Annotated in this window: 21 protein-coding genes; 16 read left to right on the top strand and 5 right to left on the bottom strand. The window is 72.6% G+C overall.

From position 1 onward, the window contains the following. The first annotated feature begins 14 nt into the window (after positions 1-14). The 4 genes from ACLQ20_RS21205 (at position 15) to ACLQ20_RS21190 (ending at position 3,117) form a co-directional block, all read left to right on the top strand. Positions 15-248 carry a hypothetical protein gene (locus ACLQ20_RS21205; protein ID WP_425857388.1) on the top strand — a complete coding sequence of 78 codons (234 nt, stop codon included), beginning with the start codon at positions 15-17 and terminating at the stop codon, positions 246-248. 103 nt (positions 249-351) lie between these two features. After that, on the top strand, positions 352-1,074 hold the full coding sequence (locus tag ACLQ20_RS21200; protein WP_151452323.1) for an SDR family NAD(P)-dependent oxidoreductase: 723 nt from the start codon (positions 352-354) through the stop codon (positions 1,072-1,074). Positions 1,075-1,084: 10 nt separating this feature from the next. Then, the gene (locus ACLQ20_RS21195) at positions 1,085-2,302 is read left to right on the top strand and encodes an acetyl-CoA C-acetyltransferase (protein ID WP_425857386.1); all 1,218 of its coding nucleotides are present in this window, start codon (positions 1,085-1,087) and stop codon (positions 2,300-2,302) included. After that, positions 2,302-3,117: an SDR family NAD(P)-dependent oxidoreductase gene (locus ACLQ20_RS21190; RefSeq protein ID WP_425857385.1), complete on the top strand. Its 816-nt coding sequence runs from the start codon at positions 2,302-2,304 to the stop codon at positions 3,115-3,117. The genes ACLQ20_RS21195 and ACLQ20_RS21190 overlap by 1 nt, the downstream gene beginning before the upstream one ends. A gap of 17 nt (positions 3,118-3,134) precedes the next feature. Here the strand turns inward: ACLQ20_RS21190 and ACLQ20_RS21185 are convergent, their stop codons facing one another. After that, the gene (locus ACLQ20_RS21185; RefSeq protein ID WP_151452320.1) at positions 3,135-3,731 is read right to left on the bottom strand and encodes a TetR/AcrR family transcriptional regulator; all 597 of its coding nucleotides are present in this window, start codon (positions 3,729-3,731) and stop codon (positions 3,135-3,137) included. A 252-nt stretch (positions 3,732-3,983) separates the two neighbouring features. Between ACLQ20_RS21185 and ACLQ20_RS21180 the strand changes: the two genes are divergently transcribed. Continuing rightward, positions 3,984-4,856 (top strand): SDR family NAD(P)-dependent oxidoreductase, encoded by an 873-nt coding sequence (locus tag ACLQ20_RS21180; protein WP_358118569.1) that lies wholly within the window; start codon positions 3,984-3,986, stop codon positions 4,854-4,856. Continuing rightward, positions 4,849-6,441 (top strand): class I adenylate-forming enzyme family protein, encoded by a 1,593-nt coding sequence (locus ACLQ20_RS21175; RefSeq protein ID WP_425857383.1) that lies wholly within the window; start codon positions 4,849-4,851, stop codon positions 6,439-6,441. The genes ACLQ20_RS21180 and ACLQ20_RS21175 overlap by 8 nt, the downstream gene beginning before the upstream one ends. A gap of 98 nt (positions 6,442-6,539) precedes the next feature. Here the strand turns inward: ACLQ20_RS21175 and ACLQ20_RS21170 are convergent, their stop codons facing one another. Beyond that, the gene (locus ACLQ20_RS21170) at positions 6,540-6,941 is read right to left on the bottom strand and encodes a thioesterase family protein (RefSeq protein WP_151452318.1); all 402 of its coding nucleotides are present in this window, start codon (positions 6,939-6,941) and stop codon (positions 6,540-6,542) included. A gap of 73 nt (positions 6,942-7,014) precedes the next feature. Between ACLQ20_RS21170 and ACLQ20_RS21165 the strand changes: the two genes are divergently transcribed. Further along, positions 7,015-8,649, top strand: a complete 1,635-nt coding sequence (locus ACLQ20_RS21165; protein ID WP_151452317.1) for a class I adenylate-forming enzyme family protein — start codon at positions 7,015-7,017, stop codon at positions 8,647-8,649. 12 nt (positions 8,650-8,661) lie between these two features. On the opposite strand, the gene ACLQ20_RS21160 is transcribed toward ACLQ20_RS21165, so the two are convergent. Beyond that, positions 8,662-10,155, bottom strand: a complete 1,494-nt coding sequence (locus ACLQ20_RS21160) for a class I adenylate-forming enzyme family protein (RefSeq protein ID WP_151452316.1) — start codon at positions 10,153-10,155, stop codon at positions 8,662-8,664. After that, the gene (locus ACLQ20_RS21155; RefSeq protein ID WP_151452315.1) at positions 10,152-11,291 is read right to left on the bottom strand and encodes a zinc-dependent alcohol dehydrogenase; all 1,140 of its coding nucleotides are present in this window, start codon (positions 11,289-11,291) and stop codon (positions 10,152-10,154) included. The genes ACLQ20_RS21160 and ACLQ20_RS21155 overlap by 4 nt, the downstream gene beginning before the upstream one ends. Positions 11,292-11,395: 104 nt before the next feature. On the opposite strand from ACLQ20_RS21155, the gene ACLQ20_RS21150 reads away from it, so the two are divergent. From ACLQ20_RS21150 to ACLQ20_RS21130, 5 genes are read left to right on the top strand one after another with little or no spacing between them, the layout of a single operon-like run. Then, a complete protein-coding gene (locus ACLQ20_RS21150; RefSeq protein WP_151452314.1) occupies positions 11,396-11,965 on the top strand; it encodes a 2-oxoacid:acceptor oxidoreductase family protein in 570 nt (189 codons plus the stop codon). Then, a complete protein-coding gene (locus ACLQ20_RS21145; protein ID WP_151452313.1) occupies positions 11,962-13,041 on the top strand; it encodes a hypothetical protein in 1,080 nt (359 codons plus the stop codon). The genes ACLQ20_RS21150 and ACLQ20_RS21145 overlap by 4 nt, the downstream gene beginning before the upstream one ends. Then, positions 13,038-13,820: a thiamine pyrophosphate-dependent enzyme gene (locus ACLQ20_RS21140; RefSeq protein ID WP_151452312.1), complete on the top strand. Its 783-nt coding sequence runs from the start codon at positions 13,038-13,040 to the stop codon at positions 13,818-13,820. The genes ACLQ20_RS21145 and ACLQ20_RS21140 overlap by 4 nt, the downstream gene beginning before the upstream one ends. Next, on the top strand, positions 13,817-14,548 hold the full coding sequence (locus tag ACLQ20_RS21135; protein ID WP_192581208.1) for a GntR family transcriptional regulator: 732 nt from the start codon (positions 13,817-13,819) through the stop codon (positions 14,546-14,548). The genes ACLQ20_RS21140 and ACLQ20_RS21135 overlap by 4 nt, the downstream gene beginning before the upstream one ends. Then, on the top strand, positions 14,545-14,820 hold the full coding sequence (locus ACLQ20_RS21130; RefSeq protein ID WP_151452310.1) for a 4Fe-4S dicluster domain-containing protein: 276 nt from the start codon (positions 14,545-14,547) through the stop codon (positions 14,818-14,820). Before ACLQ20_RS21135 ends, ACLQ20_RS21130 begins: the two co-directional genes overlap by 4 nt. 47 nt (positions 14,821-14,867) lie before the next feature. On the opposite strand, the gene ACLQ20_RS21125 is transcribed toward ACLQ20_RS21130, so the two are convergent. Continuing rightward, the gene (locus ACLQ20_RS21125) at positions 14,868-15,041 is read right to left on the bottom strand and encodes a hypothetical protein (RefSeq protein ID WP_192581207.1); all 174 of its coding nucleotides are present in this window, start codon (positions 15,039-15,041) and stop codon (positions 14,868-14,870) included. A 200-nt stretch (positions 15,042-15,241) separates the two neighbouring features. Here ACLQ20_RS21125 and ACLQ20_RS21120 point away from each other — a divergent pair, with 200 nt between their 5' ends. The 4 genes from ACLQ20_RS21120 (at position 15,242) to ACLQ20_RS21105 (ending at position 18,161) form a co-directional block, all read left to right on the top strand. Next, positions 15,242-15,595 carry a hypothetical protein gene (locus ACLQ20_RS21120; protein ID WP_151452309.1) on the top strand — a complete coding sequence of 118 codons (354 nt, stop codon included), beginning with the start codon at positions 15,242-15,244 and terminating at the stop codon, positions 15,593-15,595. Between the two features lie 443 nt (positions 15,596-16,038). Next, positions 16,039-16,623: a winged helix-turn-helix domain-containing protein gene (locus ACLQ20_RS21115; RefSeq protein WP_151452308.1), complete on the top strand. Its 585-nt coding sequence runs from the start codon at positions 16,039-16,041 to the stop codon at positions 16,621-16,623. Between the two features lie 4 nt (positions 16,624-16,627). Beyond that, positions 16,628-17,881, top strand: coding sequence for an MFS transporter (locus ACLQ20_RS21110; protein ID WP_151452307.1), 1,254 nt, complete (start codon positions 16,628-16,630; stop codon positions 17,879-17,881). 85 nt (positions 17,882-17,966) lie between these two features. Further along, positions 17,967-18,161: a tetratricopeptide repeat protein gene (locus ACLQ20_RS21105; protein ID WP_225851847.1), complete on the top strand. Its 195-nt coding sequence runs from the start codon at positions 17,967-17,969 to the stop codon at positions 18,159-18,161. The last annotated feature ends 53 nt before the right edge of the window (positions 18,162-18,214 follow it).

Genomic DNA, 18,214 nt, shown 5'->3' with positions numbered 1-18,214 from the left:
TGCAACCCCTCGGCGTGGACGTGCCGGCCCTGGCCCGGCTGCTGGACCGGCTCCGCGCCGAGTGCGCGGCGCTCGGCCGGGATCCGGCCGAGGTCGCGGTGACCGTACGGGGCCCGGGGACCCGGGCGGAGGCGGACGCCCTGCGTGAGCTGGGCGTGGCGCGGGTGGTCATCCGGGCCGACCCACGCGACCCGGAACTGCTCGCCACGACGATCGACAGGTATCGGCGCGAGATCCTGGGCGAGTGACGGCGCGGCAAGGCCGGCGGCCGCGACGCGCGTCGTGCACGCGGTCGGTCGGCCGGGCGGATGGACCGTTGCCATTCAACCAAGCGCTTGCTAGGTTCGTTTCATGGACTTCGCCTTTCCGGCCGGTGAGACGGTTGTCGTCACCGGCGCCGGCAGCGGGATCGGCCGGGCGACCGCGTTGCTGGCCGCCGCCGCCGGTCTGCGGGTGGCCGCGTGGGACGTCCAGGACCGGGCGGTCGCCGGAACGGCGGACGAGATCGTCGCCGGTGGTGGCGCCGCCCTCGCGCTGACCGTCGACGTGGCCGATCCCGCGGCGGTACGGGCGGCGCTCGCCGCCAGCGGCCCCGCCCGTTACCTGGTCAACAACGCCGGCCCGGCGAGCAGCACCGACCTCGACTTCGACCGGGCGCTCGCGCTCACCGTGGGCAGCGTGCGGACGGTCACCGACGCGTGGCTCGCCGGCCGCCCCGGCGCCGGAGCGGCGGTCGTCAACGTCGCCTCGGTCGCCGGGAACCTGGTCGGCACCGATTCCGCCTGGTACTGCGCGGGAAAGGCGGCGATCGCCGGTTACACCCGACACCTGGCCACCCGGCTCGCCCCGGCGGTACGGGCCAACGCGGTCGCGCCGGGACTGATCGACACCCCCCGTACCGCCGGCTTCGCCGCAACCGACCTCGGCCGCGACCTCGTCGCCCGCAACCCGATGGGGCGCCCCGGCCGGCCGGAGGAGGTCGCCCACGCGGTGCTCTTCCTGCTCGCGCCGCTCGCCGGCTATCTCAACGGCGTCCTGCTGCCGGTCGACGGCGGCTGGACGGTCACTCAGTGAGGAAGAACCAATGCCGGAAGCTGTCATCGTCGCCGCGGCCCGTTCACCGATCGGTCGCGCCGGCAAGGGCTCACTGGTCGGGATGCGCGCCGACGACCTCGTCACCGAGATCACCGGGGCGGCCCTGGCGCAGGTCCCCGCGCTGGATCCGCGGACCCTGGACGACGTCCTGCTGGGCTGCGCCCAGCCGGCCGGCGAGCAGGGCTACAACCTGGCCCGGATACTCGCCCTGCGGCTAGGTCTGGACGAGGTGCCCGGCACCGTCGTGCAGCGCTACTGCGCGTCGTCGGTGCAGACCACCAGGATGGCCCTGCACGCGATCAGGGCGGGGGAGGGGCACGCCTTCGTCTCCGCCGGCGTGGAGATGGTCTCCCGCTACGACCGGGGGAAGGCCGACGGCATGCCCGGCACCCACCACCCCCGCTACGCCGCCGCCGAGCAGCGCACCGCCGCCCTGACCCAGGACGGCGGGCAATGGTCCGACCCGCGTTCCGCCGGGCTGGAGCCCGACGTCTACATCGCCATGGGGCACACCGCCGAGAACGTGGCCCAGCACTGCGGGGTCAGCCGCCAGGAGCAGGACGAGTTCGCCGTACGCAGCCAGAACCTGGCCGAGCGGGCGATCGCCGACGGCTTCTTCGCCGCCGACATCACGCCGGTCACCCTGCCCGACGGCACCGTGGTCGACCGCGACGACGGCCCGCGCGCCGGGGTCACCCTGGAGAAGGTCGCCGCCCTGAAGCCGGTCTTCCGTCCCGACGGCACCGTCACCGCCGCCAACTGCTGCCCGCTCAACGACGGCGCCGCCGCCCTGGTGGTGCTCAGCGACGTACGCGCCCGCGAACTCGGCCTGACCCCGTTGGCGCGGGTGGTCTCCACCGGGGTCTCCGCGCTCAGCCCGGAGATCATGGGCCTCGGTCCCGTGCAGGCCAGCCGACGCGCGCTGGCCCACGCCGGGCTCGCCATCGACGACATCGACCTGGTGGAGATGAACGAGGCGTTCGCGGCCCAGGTGATCCCGAGCTACCGGATGCTGGGGGTCGACCCCGACCGGCTCAACGTCCACGGCGGAGCGATCGCGCTCGGCCACCCGTTCGGCATGACCGGGGCCCGGATGACCACCACCCTGGTCAACGCGCTGCGGTTCCGGGACCGGCAGTTCGGCCTGGTGACCATGTGCACGGCGGGCGGCCAGGGCATGGCGCTGATCATCGAGCGGCTCTCCTGATGCCCGGCGTACTGGCCGGCAAGGCGGTCGTCGTCACCGGCGCCGGTCGGGGGCTGGGCGAGGCGTACGCCAGGCTCGCCGCCGCCGAGGGCGCCTCGGTCGTGGTCAACGACGTCGACACGACGGTCGCCGCGTCGGTGGCCGCCTCGATCGGGGCGCTGGCCGACGACTCGGACATCGCCACCTGGGCCGGTGCCGGCCGGTTGATCGACACCTGCCGCCAGGCGTACGGACGGATCGACGGGTTGGTCAACAACGCCGGGCTGTTCCGGTTGGCGGACCCTCGCGAGCAGGACCCCGACGAGTTCCGCCGGGTGGTGGAGGTGAACCTGCTCGGCACCGCCCATTGCGGACTGCACGCGATCCGGGCGATGCTGGCGCAGGGCTCCGGTTCGGTGGTGAACGTGACCTCCGGCGCGCAGGCCGGCACGGCGGCGCTCGCCGCGTACGGTGCGAGCAAGGGCGGTGTCGCCTCACTGACCTGGTGCTGGGCGGCGGACCTGGCCGGCACCGGGGTGCGGGTCAACGCGGTCTCGCCCAACGCGCACACCCGGATGGCGGAGGCGTTCGAGCGCCACCTGGGCGACCGGGCGCGGGGGCAGAACGTGGGCAAGTCCGCGGCCAGCAACGCCCCGGCCGTCATCCATCTGCTCTCCGACGCGGCGGCCGGCGTCTCCGGTCAGGTCGTCCGGATCGACGGCGACGAGTTGTCGCTGGTGACGCCGCCCCGGCAGGCCGCCAGCGTGCGGATGTCGCAGTGGACGGTCGCCGCGGTGGCCGACGCGTTCGCCGGCGACCTCGGCCGGCACCGTTAGGCGCCGTGCCCGGTCGGTCAGTTCCTGGCGCGGTTGGTCAGGCCGTCCAGGAAGAGCGAGGTGCAGTCCTCGGCGAGGCGGGAGGTGGGGTGGTCGGCGCTGGGCTTGAACCAGCGTACGGACAACCACACGGCGTCCCGCATCAGTCGATAGAGGATCTTCGGGTCGACGTCGGCGCGGAAGGTGCCCTCGGCGAGGCCGGCCTCGATGACGGTCAGCCAGGCGGTCTGCACCTCCCGGCCGGCGTTGCGGAGATAGTCGAACCGGTCGAACTGCAACAGGTAGTTGACGTCGTTCTGGTAGATCTCCGTGGCGTGCGGGTGTGCCTCGACGACCTCCAGCGAGGCTACGATCAGGTCGTGCAGGCGCTGGCGGGCGTCTGTCTCCTGTGCCAGGACCTGCGCGTAGCGCTGCTGGAGGTCCCGGAGGAAGGACGAGACGATCTCGTCGACCATCGACTCCTTGGAGTCGAAGTGGTGGTAGAGGCTGCCGGAGAGGATGCCGACGTCGTCGGCGATCTGCCGGACCGTGGTCGCCGCCACCCCCTTGCTGGCGAACAGGGCGGCGGCGCTGCCGAGGATCGCCTCGCGCCGGACTCCAGGCTCTCGCGCCATGTTTTCTCGCAGACAGACTCGACGGAACAGGGTCTTGGTCGTTGGACGTCGGAAGGGCTTCCCGCCGGGCGGCCCCCGAGAGTGTACCGGCGGCATCGACGGGTCGGGTCGCTCCGGATCCAGGGTAGCGTAACCAACCAAGCGCTTGGTAAGTTTTAGCGCGCGCGGCCCTGAACATCGAGTCGTGCTGATCCAGCCGATGCGGGTGGGCCGACCGCGGACGGCAGGGCGACCGGCGGCGAGAAGGCGGCGATGGCTGACGAGCGGATGACCGAGGACGACGCGCTCGACCTCCAGGCGGTGAACCGCATGACCGTGGACGCGACCCCACCGGCCCCGGCCGGCGAGGAGGCGGTCCGCGGCGCCGGCCGACGGTGGTGCGGCGGACCGATGAGGGGCCGGTACGAGGGCAGGATCGCGCTGGTCACCGGCGCCGCCGCCGGGCTGGGCCGGGCCACCGCGCGCCGGTTGGCGGCCGAGGGCGCCCGGGTGGCCTGCCTGGATCTGCACGCCGACGACGCGGGCCTCGGCCCGGCCGGCCTGGCACTCGCCGGGGACGTCCGGGACGAGGCGGCGGTCGGCGAGGCGGTGGACCGGACCCTCGCGTGGGGCGGCGGCCTGGACCTGGTGGTGACCGCGGCGGGGGTGGCCTCCTTCGGCCACACCACCGACGTCCCGCTCGCCGAGTGGGAGCGGATGCTGGCGGTCAACCTGACCGGCACCTTCCTGACCGCGCGGGCGGCCTTGCCGCACCTGGGCGCGGCCCGTGGCGCGCTGGTCACGGTCTCGTCGCTGGCGGGGGTGCGGGGATACCGCTACAGCGCCGCGTACTCGGCGGCCAAGGGCGGGGTGGTCGCGTTGACCCGGGCGCTCGCCGTCGAGTACGCCCCGGCGGGGGTCAGGGTCACCTGCGTCTGCCCCGGCTCGATCGACACCGGGCTGACCCGGAACCTGCCGCCGGTGCCGGCCGCCGACCCGAGGCTGCTGGCACACGGCCGGGCACTGGTCGACCCGCCGGTGTCCCAACCCGAGGAGATCGCGGGCGCGATCGCCTATCTCGGTTCACCGGAGGCACGGTTCGCCACCGGTGCGGTGCTACGAATGGACGGTGGGGCAGGTGTCTGAGTTCTCCGCGGCGACGATCGAGCGGTACCACGCCGACGGTTCCTGGGACGCCGAGACGATCGCCGACCTGGTGGCCCGCAACGCCGTAGCCACACCGGAGGCCGTGGCCTTCCACGCCCCGGAGGGGACGCTGACCTGGCGGGAGTACGACGCGGCGGCGACCCGGCTGGCCGGCGCGTACGTGCTCGCCGGCCTGCCGCCGGAGCGACCGCTGGCCGTCCTGCTCACCGGGGGCGCGCTCACGCACGTCGCGTACCTGGCCGCGCAGCGGGCGGGGCTGGTCACGCTGGGGCTCGGGCCCCGGGCGGGTGACGCCGAGATCAGCCACCTGCTGCGGCACACCGAGGCCGTCGCGCTGGTCAGCCGGGCCGTGCACCGGGGCCGGCCCGGTCCGGAGATCGCCCACGCCACCGGCGCGCCCGCACACCTGGAACTGGATCTGGTCGGCGGGCAGCCGGTGCTGCGCCGCGACGGCGTCGACCTGCCGATGCCGTCGGTGCCCGCCGCCGTCGACCTGCTGGAGGGTCGTGGCCTCGGCCCGGACGACCTGTTCTTCCTCAACTCCACCTCGGGCACCACCGGGCGACCCAAGTGCGTGCGGCAGACCATGAACGTGCGCAAGTACTTCGCCGCGCTGGCCGCCGACGCCGGCGCGTTCGGTCCGGACGAGGTGGTGCTCAGCGCGCTGCCCGCCCCGTACGGCTTCGGTCTCTGGAGCGCCCACGTCGTGCCGGCCCGGTACCGGTTCCCCACCGTCCTGGCCGCCGAGTTCGACCCGGCCGGGACGCTGGAGCTGATCGAGCGCCACCGGGTGACCGTCCTGGCGGCCGTGACCAGCCAGTTCATCATGTTGCTGAACCACGAGTCGTTCGCCCGGCGGGACCTCTCCTCGCTGCGGGTCCTCTTCACCGGCGGCGAGCGGGTGCCGGCGCACCGGGCGATGGAGTTCGAGGAGCGCACCGGCTGTGCCGTGCTCCAGTTCTACGGGTCCAACGAGGCCGGGCCGATCTCGGTGACCCGGGTGGCCGACCCCCGCCCGGCGCGGTTGGGCACCGCCGGACGGCCGGTGCCGGCGATGCGGGTACGTCTGCTCGGCCCGGACGGGGAAGACGTGCCCGACGGCCCGGGCCAGGTGGCGGTGAACGGTCCCGGCTGCGCCCCCGGGTACTTCCGTGACGAGCCAGCCAACCGGCTGCTCTTCCGCCCCGACGGCTGGTTGCGCACCGGTGACCTGGGGCGGCTGGACGAGGACGGGTATCTGTCGATCACCGGGCGCACGGCGGACTTCATCATCCGTGGCGGGCACAACGTCAGCGCCCCGGTGGTGGAGGAGGCCGTCGGCGGACACCCCCGCGTGGCCCAGGTCGCTGCGCTCGGCATGCCGGACGAGGTGCTGGGGGAGCGGGTCTGCGCCTTCGTGGTGACCCGCGACGGCGGCGAGCTGACCCTCGACGAGCTGCGGGTCCACCTGGATGCGACGGGCGTGTCCAAGGTCAACTGGCCGGAGCGGCTGGTCGGGTTGCCCGCCCTGCCGCTGGGTGTCGGTGGCAAGGTCGACAAGGCGGCCCTGCGGGCCCTGCTCTGACCGTTTCGCGGGCGAGGGGCGGGCCTGGCCCGGGTCGGGCGGCCTCGGCGTTGCCTGCCCCTCTCGGCTTGCTCCCGGCCGGCGCAGGCCGGGGTGACTCAGGCTTTCGTGGCCCGGATCAGGGTCTGGGTGACCTGGCCGTTTCCGATGACGCGGCCGGCGACGGAGGCGGTCACGTCGAAGGTGATCCACCGGCCGGCCACGGTGGCGACGGTCGCCGCCACGTCGACCCGGTCACCGCTCAGCGCCGGGGCGCGGTGGTGCACCCCGATCCAGGTGCCCACGGAGGAGGCGCCGGGAGCGAGGCGGGGGCGCAGGATGCCGGCGGCGGTGTCCTCCAGGAGCCCGATCAGGGCGGGGGTGGACAGCACCGGTGGCGAACCGGGCACGTGGTCGGTGAGCATGCCGGCGCCGACCTCGAACGATCGGTCGATCCGGTCGCCGGGCGCGACGGCGGCGGTCAGTAGGTCGACCGTCTCCGGGGTTCGCCAGATCTGCATCCCGCCTCCTTGACACGTCTCGTCGTACGGCCACAGAATGCCATAAACAAGCGCTTGTTTGGTAGGGGTGACGATGCAGGTGAACGAGGTCGCGGCTCTCTTCCCACCCGGAACGGCCCCGGTCGCCGGCAGCGCCCACGAGCGCTACGTCGCGCAGCGGCTGGCCGAGGTGGGTCGGTGGGGCGACGACACCCTGGTCGACCGGGTACGCCGGCACGCCGGCCTGATCGGCGGGCGGGCCGCCTTCGTCGCGGGGGCCGACCGGGTCACCTGGCAGGGCCTCGACGACCTCTCCGACCGGCTGGCCGCGGTGCTGCTGCGGCACGGTCTCGCGCGCGGCGAGCGGGTCGGCGTACTGCTCCCGGACGGCGTCGCGGTGCACGTGGCCTATCTGGCCGCGCTGAAGGCGGGAGTGGTGGTGGTCGCCGTCGGGCCGCGCGCCGGCCGGCTGGAGGTGCGGCACCTGCTCACCACCAGCGGCGCCACCGCGCTGATCAGCCATGCCGAGCACCGGGGCACGCCGGTCGCCGGGCTGGTCGAGGGTCTGCCGCTGCGGGTCCGGCTGGAGCTGCCGGCGACCGTGACGGAGGCGGGCTGGCCCGGCCCGACCGACGCCGAGCGGGCGCTGATCGCCGAGCGGACCCTGGGCCTCGGCGACATCCACCTGCTCAACGGCACGTCCGGCACCACGGGCATGCCCAAGTGCGTGGTGCACAACCAGAACCGGTGGATGTACTACCACCAGCTCGCCGTCGAGGCCGGCGCGCTCACCGGTGACGACGTCTTCCTCACCCTGATCCCCGCCCCGTACGGCTTCGCCCAGTGGACGGCCAACTTCACCCCCACCCTGCTCGGCGCGCCGACGGTGGTGATGCCCCGGTTCGACGCCACCGGGGCGCTGGAGCTCATCGAGCGGGAACGGGTGACCGTGCTCTGCTGCGTGAGCACGCAGTTCATCATGATGCTGAACGCCGACCCGGGCCGCTACGACCTCAGCTCGCTGCGGTGCATGTTCACCGGCGGGGAGGCGGTGCCCTTCGAGCGGGCCGCCGAGTTCGAGCGCCGTACCGGTGCCCGCGTACTCCAGTTCTTCGGCTCGAACGAGACCGGGGCGCTGTCGCGTACCACGATGGACGACGACATCGACGCGCGGCTGCGGACGGCGGGCCGGGTGATCGACGAGATGAACGTCCGGCTGTTCGCGGAGGACGGCACCGACGTCACCGCCGCCGGCGGCCCCGGCCAGGCGGCCTGCGCCGGCCCGGCGACCTGCCTCGGCTACTTCGCCGACCCGGCGGCCAACGAACGCCTCTTCACCCCCGACGGGTGGATGCTGACCGGGGACATCTGCACCAGCGACGCGGACGGCTACCTGCGGGTGGTCGACCGCAAGCAGGACTTCATCATCCGGGGCGGCAAGAACGTCAGCGCGGCGGCGGTGGAGGACCAGGTCGGCTCGCACCCGGCGGTCGCCATGGTGGCGGCGGTGGCGGTGCCCGATCCGACGTACGGCGAGCGGGTGTGCGCGGTGGTGGTCCCGCGTCCCGGTGCCACGCTCGACCTGGACGGGTTGCGCGCGCACCTCGCCGACCGGGGTGTCAGCAAGGAGAACTGGCCGGAGCGGTTGGAGATCGTCGACGACCTGCCGCGTGGCTCCGGTGGCAAGATCGCCAAGGCCGAGCTCCGCGCCCGGCTCCGCGCCGGTTGACCCCGCCCGCCGTCACGAGGCGCTCCGCAGCGACTCCCGGATGCGCGACCGCTGCACCTGGCCGGTGGCGGGAGTGCGCGGGATGGCCGGCAGCACGACCACCCGGCGCGGCTGCTTGAAACCGGCCAGCCGACCGGCGACGTGGCCGCGTACCGTGCCGACGTCCGGCGGGGTGGCGCCGGGCGCCAGCACCAGGACCGCGCAGACGACCTCGCCCCAACGGTCGTCGGGCAGGCCGACCACGGCCACGTCGACGACGCCGGCCAGGCCGCGCAGGGCCGCCTCCACCTCGACCGGCGAGACCGACTCGCCCCCGGTCCGGATCACCTCCCGGACCCGGCCGGTGAGGTGCAGGTAGCCCTCCTCGTCCAGGCGGCCCAGGTCGCCCGATCGGTAGACGCCGTCCGGCAGAGCGGCCGCCGTCTCGGCGGGCAACCGGTGGTAGCCCGACATCAGCGCCGGGCCCGTGACCAGCACCTCGCCGACCTGTCCGACGCCCTCGGCGGCCACCCAGAGGGCGCCCGGGAAGGCCGGCCGGCCGACGCTGCCCGGCTTCCGGGCCAGGTCCGCGTCCGGCAGCGCGCTCATCCGACCGGCCTCGGTGGAGCCGTACAGGATGGTCGTGGTGGTGCCGGGCAACCGGTCCTTGATCCGCGCGACCAGATCGGCCGGCAGGGCCGAGGTGCCGGTGTCGGCGTGCCGCAGCGAGGAGAGGTCGGCCCGCCGGTGCTCGCTGTCGAGCAGCCGCTCCCACACCGCCGGGATGCAGTAGAGCGCGGCCGGCCGTTCGGTGCGGACCACGTCGATCAGCCGGGCCGCGTCGGCCCGGGGCACCAGGTGCACGGCCGTCCGGTTCTGCCACGCCTCCAGCACGTAGTGCCAGCCGCCGTAGTGGTAGAGCGGGAAGCTGCACAACACGCCGCCCGGGCCGCGGATCGCGGCGGTGAAGGTGCCGCCGCCCGGCGCGGCGCGCAGCCAGCTGGCCCGGTGGCTGACCAGCGCGCCCTTCGGCTGACCGGTGCTGCCGCTGGTGAGGTAGATGATGTGCGGGTCGGTGTCGGCCAGCCGGTCGGCGCCCGCCGGCGCGGTGGCCGCCGCCCGGGCGGTGAGCGCGTCGAGGTCGGCACCGGCGCCCGGTGCCCCGCCGAGGCCGGCCAGCGGTGCTCCCGCCGGCGCGTCCGTCCGGTCGCTGACCAGGAGGCGGGGCTCCAGGTAGTCGAGCACGGCCTCGGTCTCGACGGGGGAGAGGCCCGGATTGAGCGGTACGAAGACCGCCCCGAGGCGGGCGCAGGCGACGAAACCGTCGAGGGTACGCAGGGTCGGCGCCGCCGACCAGGCCACCCGGTCGCCGGCCCGCACCCCCAGCCCGGCGAGGGCGTTCGCCGTGCGGTTCGCCTGCCGGTCCAGCTCGCCGAAGGTGATCCGTCGGCCGCACAGGGTGGCCGCCACGGCGGTCGGGGTCATCCGGGCGGTCAGCCGGACGATCTCGCCGATCAGCAGGCTCACGGCTGCCCCCAGCCGGCGCCGAGCCGGACCTGGGCGGGGTTGATCGCGCCGTACCTCGTCTTGTCCCGGGTCATCCGCACCGCCTCCGGAATGGCCTCGATGCCGGTCAGTTGATGCGTCACCAGGGACTCCACGTCGACGTCGGAGCGGGCCACCAGGCGCAGGGCCTGGGTGAAGACGGTTCCGGAGGGGGAGTATCCGCCGGCGCCGGAACGGGGATGCAGCAGGGAGACCGCCCGCTCGCGGAGCAGGCCGAGGGGCGCCGGCGCGCCGTCGGGCAGCACCGAGACGCCGACCACCCGGCCACCCCGGCGGGCGCAGCGGGCGGCCAGCTCCAGGGTGTCCACGCCGGACAGGCCGTGCCCCGGTGACCCGCCCGCGGTTTCGACGACCACGTCCGCGCCGACGCCCCCGGTCGCCGCCAGGATCGCCGTCAGCACCGGATGGTCCCCCTCGGTGCCGTCCGTCGTCGCGTCGATGACGAGGTCGGCGCCGAACCGCCGGGCCAGGGCGAGCTTGGCCGGGCTCCGGCCGCTGACCGCGACGAGGCCGGCGTTGCCCCGGCGGGCGACCTGGACGGCGAGCAGGCCCATCACGCCGGCGCCGAGGACCAGGACGCTCTCGCCCGGCGCGACGGCGGCCAGGGCGTGGGCGTGCAGCGCCCCGGCGAGCGGCTGGATCGCCGCGCCCGCGGTGGCGCTCACCCCCGCGGGGATCGGCACCACGGCGCTCTCGGGTACGACCACCCGCTCGGCCAGCGCCCCCGGGCGGGTGAAGCCCAGAAACTCGGGCCGGACGCAGGCGTCGGCGCGGTCGTGTCGGCAGGCGGCACAGCGCCCGCAGGTCAGCGTCTCGACGGCGGTGACCCGGTCACCCGGCCGGTAGTTCCGGACCCCGGCGCCGACCGCGCCGACCACCCCGCAGAACTCGTGCCCCCCGAAGCGGACCGGGCCGTCCGCCAGCGCCTCGGCCAGCCGTCGGTGCAGGGCGATCGGCTCACCGGCGATCAGCATGCACTCGGTGACGCTCGGCTGTACGCACGAGACGTCGATCAGCACCTCACCGGGGCCGACCTCCGGATCGGGCACCTCGTCGACCCGGAGGTCGCCGAAGCCGTGCAGGACGGCGGCGCGCATCGTGCTCCTTCCGACGGGCGGGGGTCGGGACGGCCCTTGCCTTGCCGATTGAATTTTGTATCTAATATCCAAACAAGGTCAAGGACTCAGCTGGGGAGGACCGCATGGAGCGTGAACTCGTGGTCACCGGCGTCGGCGGTCAGGGCATCCAGCTACTCGCCAAGACCCTCGCGCTCGCCGCCACCCGCGAAGGGCGGTACGCCATGCTGACCGCCGACTACGGCGGCGAGATGCGCGGCGGCCCCTCCCGGGCCGGCGTGGTGATCGGCGACGCGCCGCTGCGGAGCCTGCCGGTGCTCGCCGCCGCCTGGTCGGCAATCGTCGTCCACCACCGGTTCAGCGAGCCGGCCCTGGCGCGGCTGCGCCCCGGCGGGCCGGCGGTGGTGAACGTGCCGCTCGTCGACCCGGCGAGCCTGCCCGAGACGACCGTGTACCCGGTGGACGCCAGCGCCGTGGCGAAGTCCGTCGACGCGCCCCAGGCGATCGGGTTCGTGCTGCTCGGGGCGTACAACGCGGTCGCCCGGGCGGTCGACCCCGAGGCGCTGGTCGAGGCGATGACCGAGCTGCTGCCGCCGTACCGCCGGCAGCACGCCCCGGCCAACGCCCGGGCGCTCGCCGCCGGCGCCGCCGTGCCCGCGGTGGCGGTCGGCGCCCCGGTGGGGGTGACGTCGTGACCCGGGAGTTGCTGGAGGGCAGCGCGGCCATCGCGGCGGCGGCGATCACCGCCGGCTGCCGCTTCTTCGCCGGCTACCCGATGTCGCCGTTCACCGGCCTGCTCGAGAGCATGTCGCGCGAGCTGCCGGCGGCCGGTGGGGTGTGCGTCAACGCCGAGAGCGAGATCGAAGGGGTCAACATGGTGCTCGGCGCGGCGGCGGCCGGCGCCCGGGCCGCCACGGGTTCCTGCGGCCAGGGGATCGCCCTGATGCAGGAGACGATCGCCGAGGCGGCGCTCAACCAGACCCCGTTCGTCGTCTTCAACATGGCCCGCAACCAGCAGGACTACTTCCAGTGCACGCGCGGCGGCGGCTGGGGGGACTACCGGACGATCACCCTCGCGCCGAAGGACGTCACCGAGGCGGTCGCGCACACCCAACTGAGTTTCCACCTCGCCGAGCTGTACCGCGCCCCGGTGATCCTGTACGGCGACCCCCTGATCGCCCAGACCCGCGTCTCGGTCACCGTGGCGCCCCAGGACCACGGGCCGCTGCCGGAGCGGGACTGGGTGCTCGACGGCACGGGCGGCGGCACCGGCCGGTCCCGCCAGGTCTGGACCTGGGCGATGGGCAAGGCGACCGACCCGGGCCCCGGCCCGGACCGGCACTGGCGGGCGGTGGCCGACAAGTTCGACGCCATCGCCGCCACCGAGGCCCGGTTCGAGCAGGCGCACGTCGAGGACGCCGAGACGGTGGTGGTGGCCTTCGGCACCGCGGCGCTCTTCGTCGAGTACGTGGTCGAGCAGCTGCGCGCCGAGGGACACCGGATCGGGTGGTTCCGGCCGGTGACCCTGTGGCCGTTCCCCGGGGACGCGTTGGCCGCCGCCACCACCGGGGCCCGCCGGGTGCTCGTGTTCGAACTCAACGCCGGGCAGATGCTCGACGACGTCCGCATCCACGCCGCCGACCGCTCGGCCGTCCGGTTCATCGGCGGAGTCAGCATCGCCGAGTCCGGCCTCGCCTACGGCGACCTGATGGACGCGCCGGCGATCCGGGACCGGATCCTCGCCGCACTCACCGGAGGTGCCTCCGCATGACCCGGGAACAGATCGTCATCGACACGTCGGGCCCGCCCTCGGTGCCCGCCCGCAAGGTGGCCGACCCACGACCGTCGCTGCTCCTCGGCGAGCACTCGCTCTGCCCGGGCTGCGGCGAGCCGGTCGCGCTGCGGCTGCTGCTGGAGGTCCTTCAGGAACTCGACATCGTGCAGCGGACCATCGGGGTGGTGGGGCACGGCTGCTACGGCAGCTTCGTACGGATCATGGACGTCGACGTGCTCCAGTGCCTGCACGGCCGGGCGCCCTCCTGCGCCACCGGTATCAAGCGGGTCCGGCCGGAGTGCGCCGTGTTCACCATGCAGGGCGACGGCGACATGGCCAACGAGGGGCTCCAGGAGGTCCTGCACGCCGCCGCCCGGGGCGAGAAGATCACCTGCGTCATGCTCAACAACGGCGTCTTCGGCGACACCGGCGGCCAGCTCACCGCGACCACCGTGCTCGGCCAGCGGACCAAGACCAGCCTGGCCGGTCGGGACGCGGAGGCGCACGGATACCCCATCCCGGTGGCCGATCTGGTCGCGGGGTTGCAGGGCAGCGCCTACGTCGCCCGGGGCGCGGTCTCCACCGCCGGTGGGGTGGCCCAGACGAAACGGATGCTGCGCCGCGCCTTCGAGACGCAGCTCTCCGGTGCCGGGTTCAGCCTGGTGGAGATCCTCACCATGTGCCCCACGGGATGGTTCGTGCCGGCCGGCGAGGGCCCTGGTTATCTTGGCGGGTCGCTGGAGCAGAGCTATCCACTCGGGGAGTTGGTCACATGACGGCACTGGTACGGGCGAAGGCGGGTGAGGCCGTCGCCGGACACATTCTCGGGCTGCTCTTCGACGGCACGCTGCGCAGCGGTGACCGGATCGACCTCGACAGCATCGCCACCACCCTCGACGTCAGCCGGGTCCCGGTCCGGGAGGGGCTGATGCAGTTGGAGCGCGACGGCCTGGTGAGCATGCCGCACTACCGGGGCGCGTTCGTCTCCGCCTTCGACGCGGGCACGGTCCGCGAGGCGTTCGAGCTGTACGGCATGCTGAGCGCGCTGACCAGCAGCCGGGCGGCCACGTCCGGCGACGCCGGGCTGCGCGAGACGCTCGACAAGCTCATCGAGGCGCTGGGCGGCTGCGACCAGGTGGACGAGTTCGAGCGGCTGGCCCGGGAGTTCCGCAAGGTGGTCAACCTCGCCGCCGCCGGGCCGCACCTCAGGGCGCTGCTGCGTACCTTCAGCGGTCTGGTGCCGGTCGCGGCCAGGTTCTCGATCGAGGACGCGATGGACGAGGAACGGGCCGCGTTGCGCCGCGAACACGCGGCGCTGACGGCCGGCGATCCCGAGGCCGCCGCCGAGGCGAGCCTCGACCACGTGTTGATGACGGCCGAGAACGCGGTGCGGGCGCTGCAACGACGCGGCGTCTTCGCGGCGGAGGCCGCGCCGCCCGCCACCGGGGACCGGGCCCGACTGCTCGGCATCGTGCGGGCCACGACCGGAGGAGTACGCCCGTGACGGCACCGGAGAACGCGACGAGAAGCAGCCGGGGCACCCTGGTCATCGACGTCGAGAGCTGCAAGGGTTGCGAGCTGTGCGTCATCGCCTGCCCGCCCGAGGTGCTCGTGATGTCCGACGAGGTCAACGAGATGGGCTACCGGTTTCCGGAGCTGACACCGGGCTGCACCGGCTGCACCGCGTGCCAGATGGTCTGCCCCGACTTCGTCTTCTCGGTCTACCGGCTGACGCCGGCCAGGACGGACGGGGGGCCGGACCGCGCCGCCCGATGACGCTGCCGTCTTCGCCGCCGAGCAGGACCCCGTGACGCCCATATCGGTCACCTCGCGGGAGCGGCGTCCAGGCTCAGTTGGTACCAGCGCTCGGCGGTGATCAGGTGCAGCACCGGACCGCGGCCGACCACCGTCACGCGAGCCGGAAGCGCAGCCCCGTCCGGTAGAACCAGCTGGTATTCGCCGACGACGCGCATCACCTCGCCATTCAGTTCGCCCACGACGAACCGGTCATGCTGCTGCCCGTATCCACCGAGGAGTCCGATCCGAGTGCCGGCAACTCGCGGACGCCCGGCGTCGAACCGCGTCTCGGTGGTTTGCCCGAAGTGTCGTCCGGCGGTGGGTCTGGCCGCAATAGTGTCGCGTGTCTGAATAAGTTTGACGGTGCCGAGTCGTCGTACCGGGCTGCCACGATGCAGACGTGGATGACGCTTTGAGGGTGCTGAGGCGAGAGTTCGAGTCCGTGGAGGGGAGCTTCCTGCTCCGACTGCGCTGTGAACTCGTCTGGGACCGGGCGGCGTTCAGCCGGTTGGAGCAGGCGATGCGGGTGGGCTGTGAGCAGTACGAGAGTCATGACGACCTGCCGCGCTGGGTGGCTGAGGGGTTCTACGAGGTCTCACACTTCGTGGCGGAGTGGACCGCGCACCCGAACTTCCCTCGGCCGCAGCCGGCGCAGTACTACCAGGATTGCCTGGAGCGGTTGCGGGATCTGACGGAGTGGTTCTTTCGCGGGTGGCATGCCTACCAGGAGCCGCACGTTTGGCGTGATCTCTAACGTCACGCGGAAGGGGTGCGCTGGGCCTTGACGAGAATCTGGTCGGTGGTCTTGGTCCAGCGGAACGGCTGGCAGCGCTCGTTGTAGCCGTCGATGAACGCGCGGATGGCAGCGATCAGGTCGTACAGAGGCCGGGTGCCGCTTATACAGCGGTACCCGGCCTCTGTGGATCTACTGCCTCTCCGAAGGAGAAGGTCAGCAGATGACGTTCACGTTGCGGTCTGCCGGTCCACCAGCAGTGGTGGCGATGGGGGCGTCGTCGAACACGTGGAGCACATCCCCCGTAGAGAGCCAGATGTGTCAATGGGTGCGGCCGCGAGGTGAAGCTAGCTCGCATCGATTTAGTGGGTCAAGGGGTCCTGTAAAAGGAATCCTGAAACTTCGATCGGCGATTAATTCAAGAACTCTTGAATAAGGCCTGTCCGTCACATATCGTGCACACTGTGGACGAACAGCAACCCAGGCGAGTGGCCCAGGTGGGGGTCTTGAAGTCCTTCTCCCACCCGCTGCGCCTGCGCCTGTACTACGCACTCGCCAAGCGCGGCTCGGCGACTGCTACGAGCCTGGCCAAGGATGTGGGAACCACTGCTCAGCTGGCCTTCTACCATCTCTCGCGGATGGCCGAGTTGGGTGTGCTCGAGGAGGACGACGCGGCCCCCGCCCGAGGCCGGGAGCGCTACTGGAAGCGATCAACCCAGGGCCTCTCCTTCACTGCCGACAGTCTCGGATCCGACACGGTGAGTGACATGGAGGTCCTGCACCGTGGCCAGGCTGGCATCCACTTCGAGCATCTGCAGGAGTTCTTCGCGAGCGGTCCGGACGCCGAGGACGAGTTCCGCGCCGCCGCGTTCGGCTCCGACATAGTCCTCAACCTGAGCCGCGCCGAGGTGGATCTCCTGCGCGAGCAACTCACCGAGGTGCTCCTGCGCTTTCGGGACAACAGCCGTCCGACCGACAGCGCTGCCCCTGCCGCTGAAGAGGCGACGCGCAGCATGTTCGTGTTCGTCCATGCCTTCCCAATGAGGTGACCTCATGACCGAGGCCACAAAGACTTCATCCGCCGTCGTCACGCCGAACCAACCGCGCTGGCGGCTGCTCTGCTGGCTGACCGCCGAGCCGGTCTCCCTCATCGGAGACCAGATCTTCTTCCTGGCGATCGCGTGGACCGCCGTACAGGAAGCAGGTCCAGCCGGCGCCGGTCTGGTCCTCGCCGCCGGCGCCGTGCCCCGCGCACTCTTCATGCTCCTGGGCGGGACGCTCGTCGACCGCCTCGGCCCTCGACGCGTCGCCCTCAGCAGCGACATCCTGCGTGCCCTGCTCATGCTCGCGGCCGCCGTGATCGCCGCCGCCGGTGCAACGATCCTCCTGCTCCTGGCTCTCGCACTGATTTTCGGCGTCATCGACGCACTTTTCTATCCCGCAACCAACGCCCTCGCCCCACTCGTCGTAGCCCATGACCAACTCGTCCGAGTCCAGAACCTGCGCGCACTCGGCACCCGCGCCGCCGTCCTGATCGGCGCTCCTCTCGGCGGCCTCCTCCTGGCGATCGGAGGCCCGTCCACCTCCTTCACCGTCAACGCGGCCACCTTCGCCGTGTCGGCCGCAGCCCTGACAGCCCTACGCATCCGCCCCGTTGTGGCTCAGCATCAAGACGGTGCCGGTGGCGTCGTCCGTCAGGCGATGCAAGGGCTCCGCTACGCCCTCGGCAAGCCCGTGATACGCAACCTGCTCCTACTGGTCGCGCTGCTTGAGTTCGCGGTAAACGGGGTCATCAACACCGCGTTTCCAGCCCTCGCCGCCGAACGACAGTGGGGAGCTCAAGGCCTCGGATGGCTGATGGCGGCCCTTGGCGCCGGCGCCGCAGCAGCTGCACTAGTCCTCGTGATCATCCGACGCCTACCTGCACCAGGGCTCGTCGTCGCCGGCGCCGCCTGCACCGGCGCCATCGTCATGAGCCTCTTCCCCGCCGCAGTCGACCTACCGGCCACCCTTACGCTCTCGGTTGCCCTCGGCGCGGTCGGCGGTGCCGTCGCCGGGATCGTCCTACCGATCATCCAAGCCGACACACCCCCCGACATTCTCGGCCGCACCATGAGCCTGTTCGCCCTCGCCACCGTTGGCGTGTCCCCACTGTCCATCGCAGCCGCCGCACTCATCACCGACCAGGCAGGGTTACGAACCGCGTTCCTCGCCGCCGCCGCCCTCGCACTCGCCGGCGCTGCCGCCTGCATTACCAGCGGACCCGTGCGCAACATAACCCTGAAGGCGACGGCACGAGCGACCTGACCAACAAGGTCATGTCGCACAGTCAACCAGGCCTCGCCGCCGTCCACCCGGCCCGTCTGACCGGGTTGCGCAGGCTGGAGTGCCGATGTCGGTGGCCGCTCTGTACCCGTCCTTGCATCTCAACCTGGGTGAGTGTTACCGGAAGCTCGGCGACCTCGGCCGTGCCCGCGAGTGCCTCCAGCGTGCGCAAGCGGGGATCGGCGCGCTTGGCGATGACGCGTACGCGCAGCTGATCAAGGGCGGTCTGGATCGGCTGGCGCAGGAGTTGACCTCCACGTAGGGGCACGCTGCCGAAGAGGGCTTCTGGTAGCCGGTCGTATCGCTGGGCGGCGA

It is taken from the genome of Micromonospora sp. DT46 (assembly GCF_049841735.1).
Classification (GTDB): Bacteria; Actinomycetota; Actinomycetes; order Mycobacteriales; family Micromonosporaceae; genus Micromonospora; species Micromonospora reichwaldensis.
This window is presented reverse-complemented; position numbering and strand designations above follow the sequence as displayed.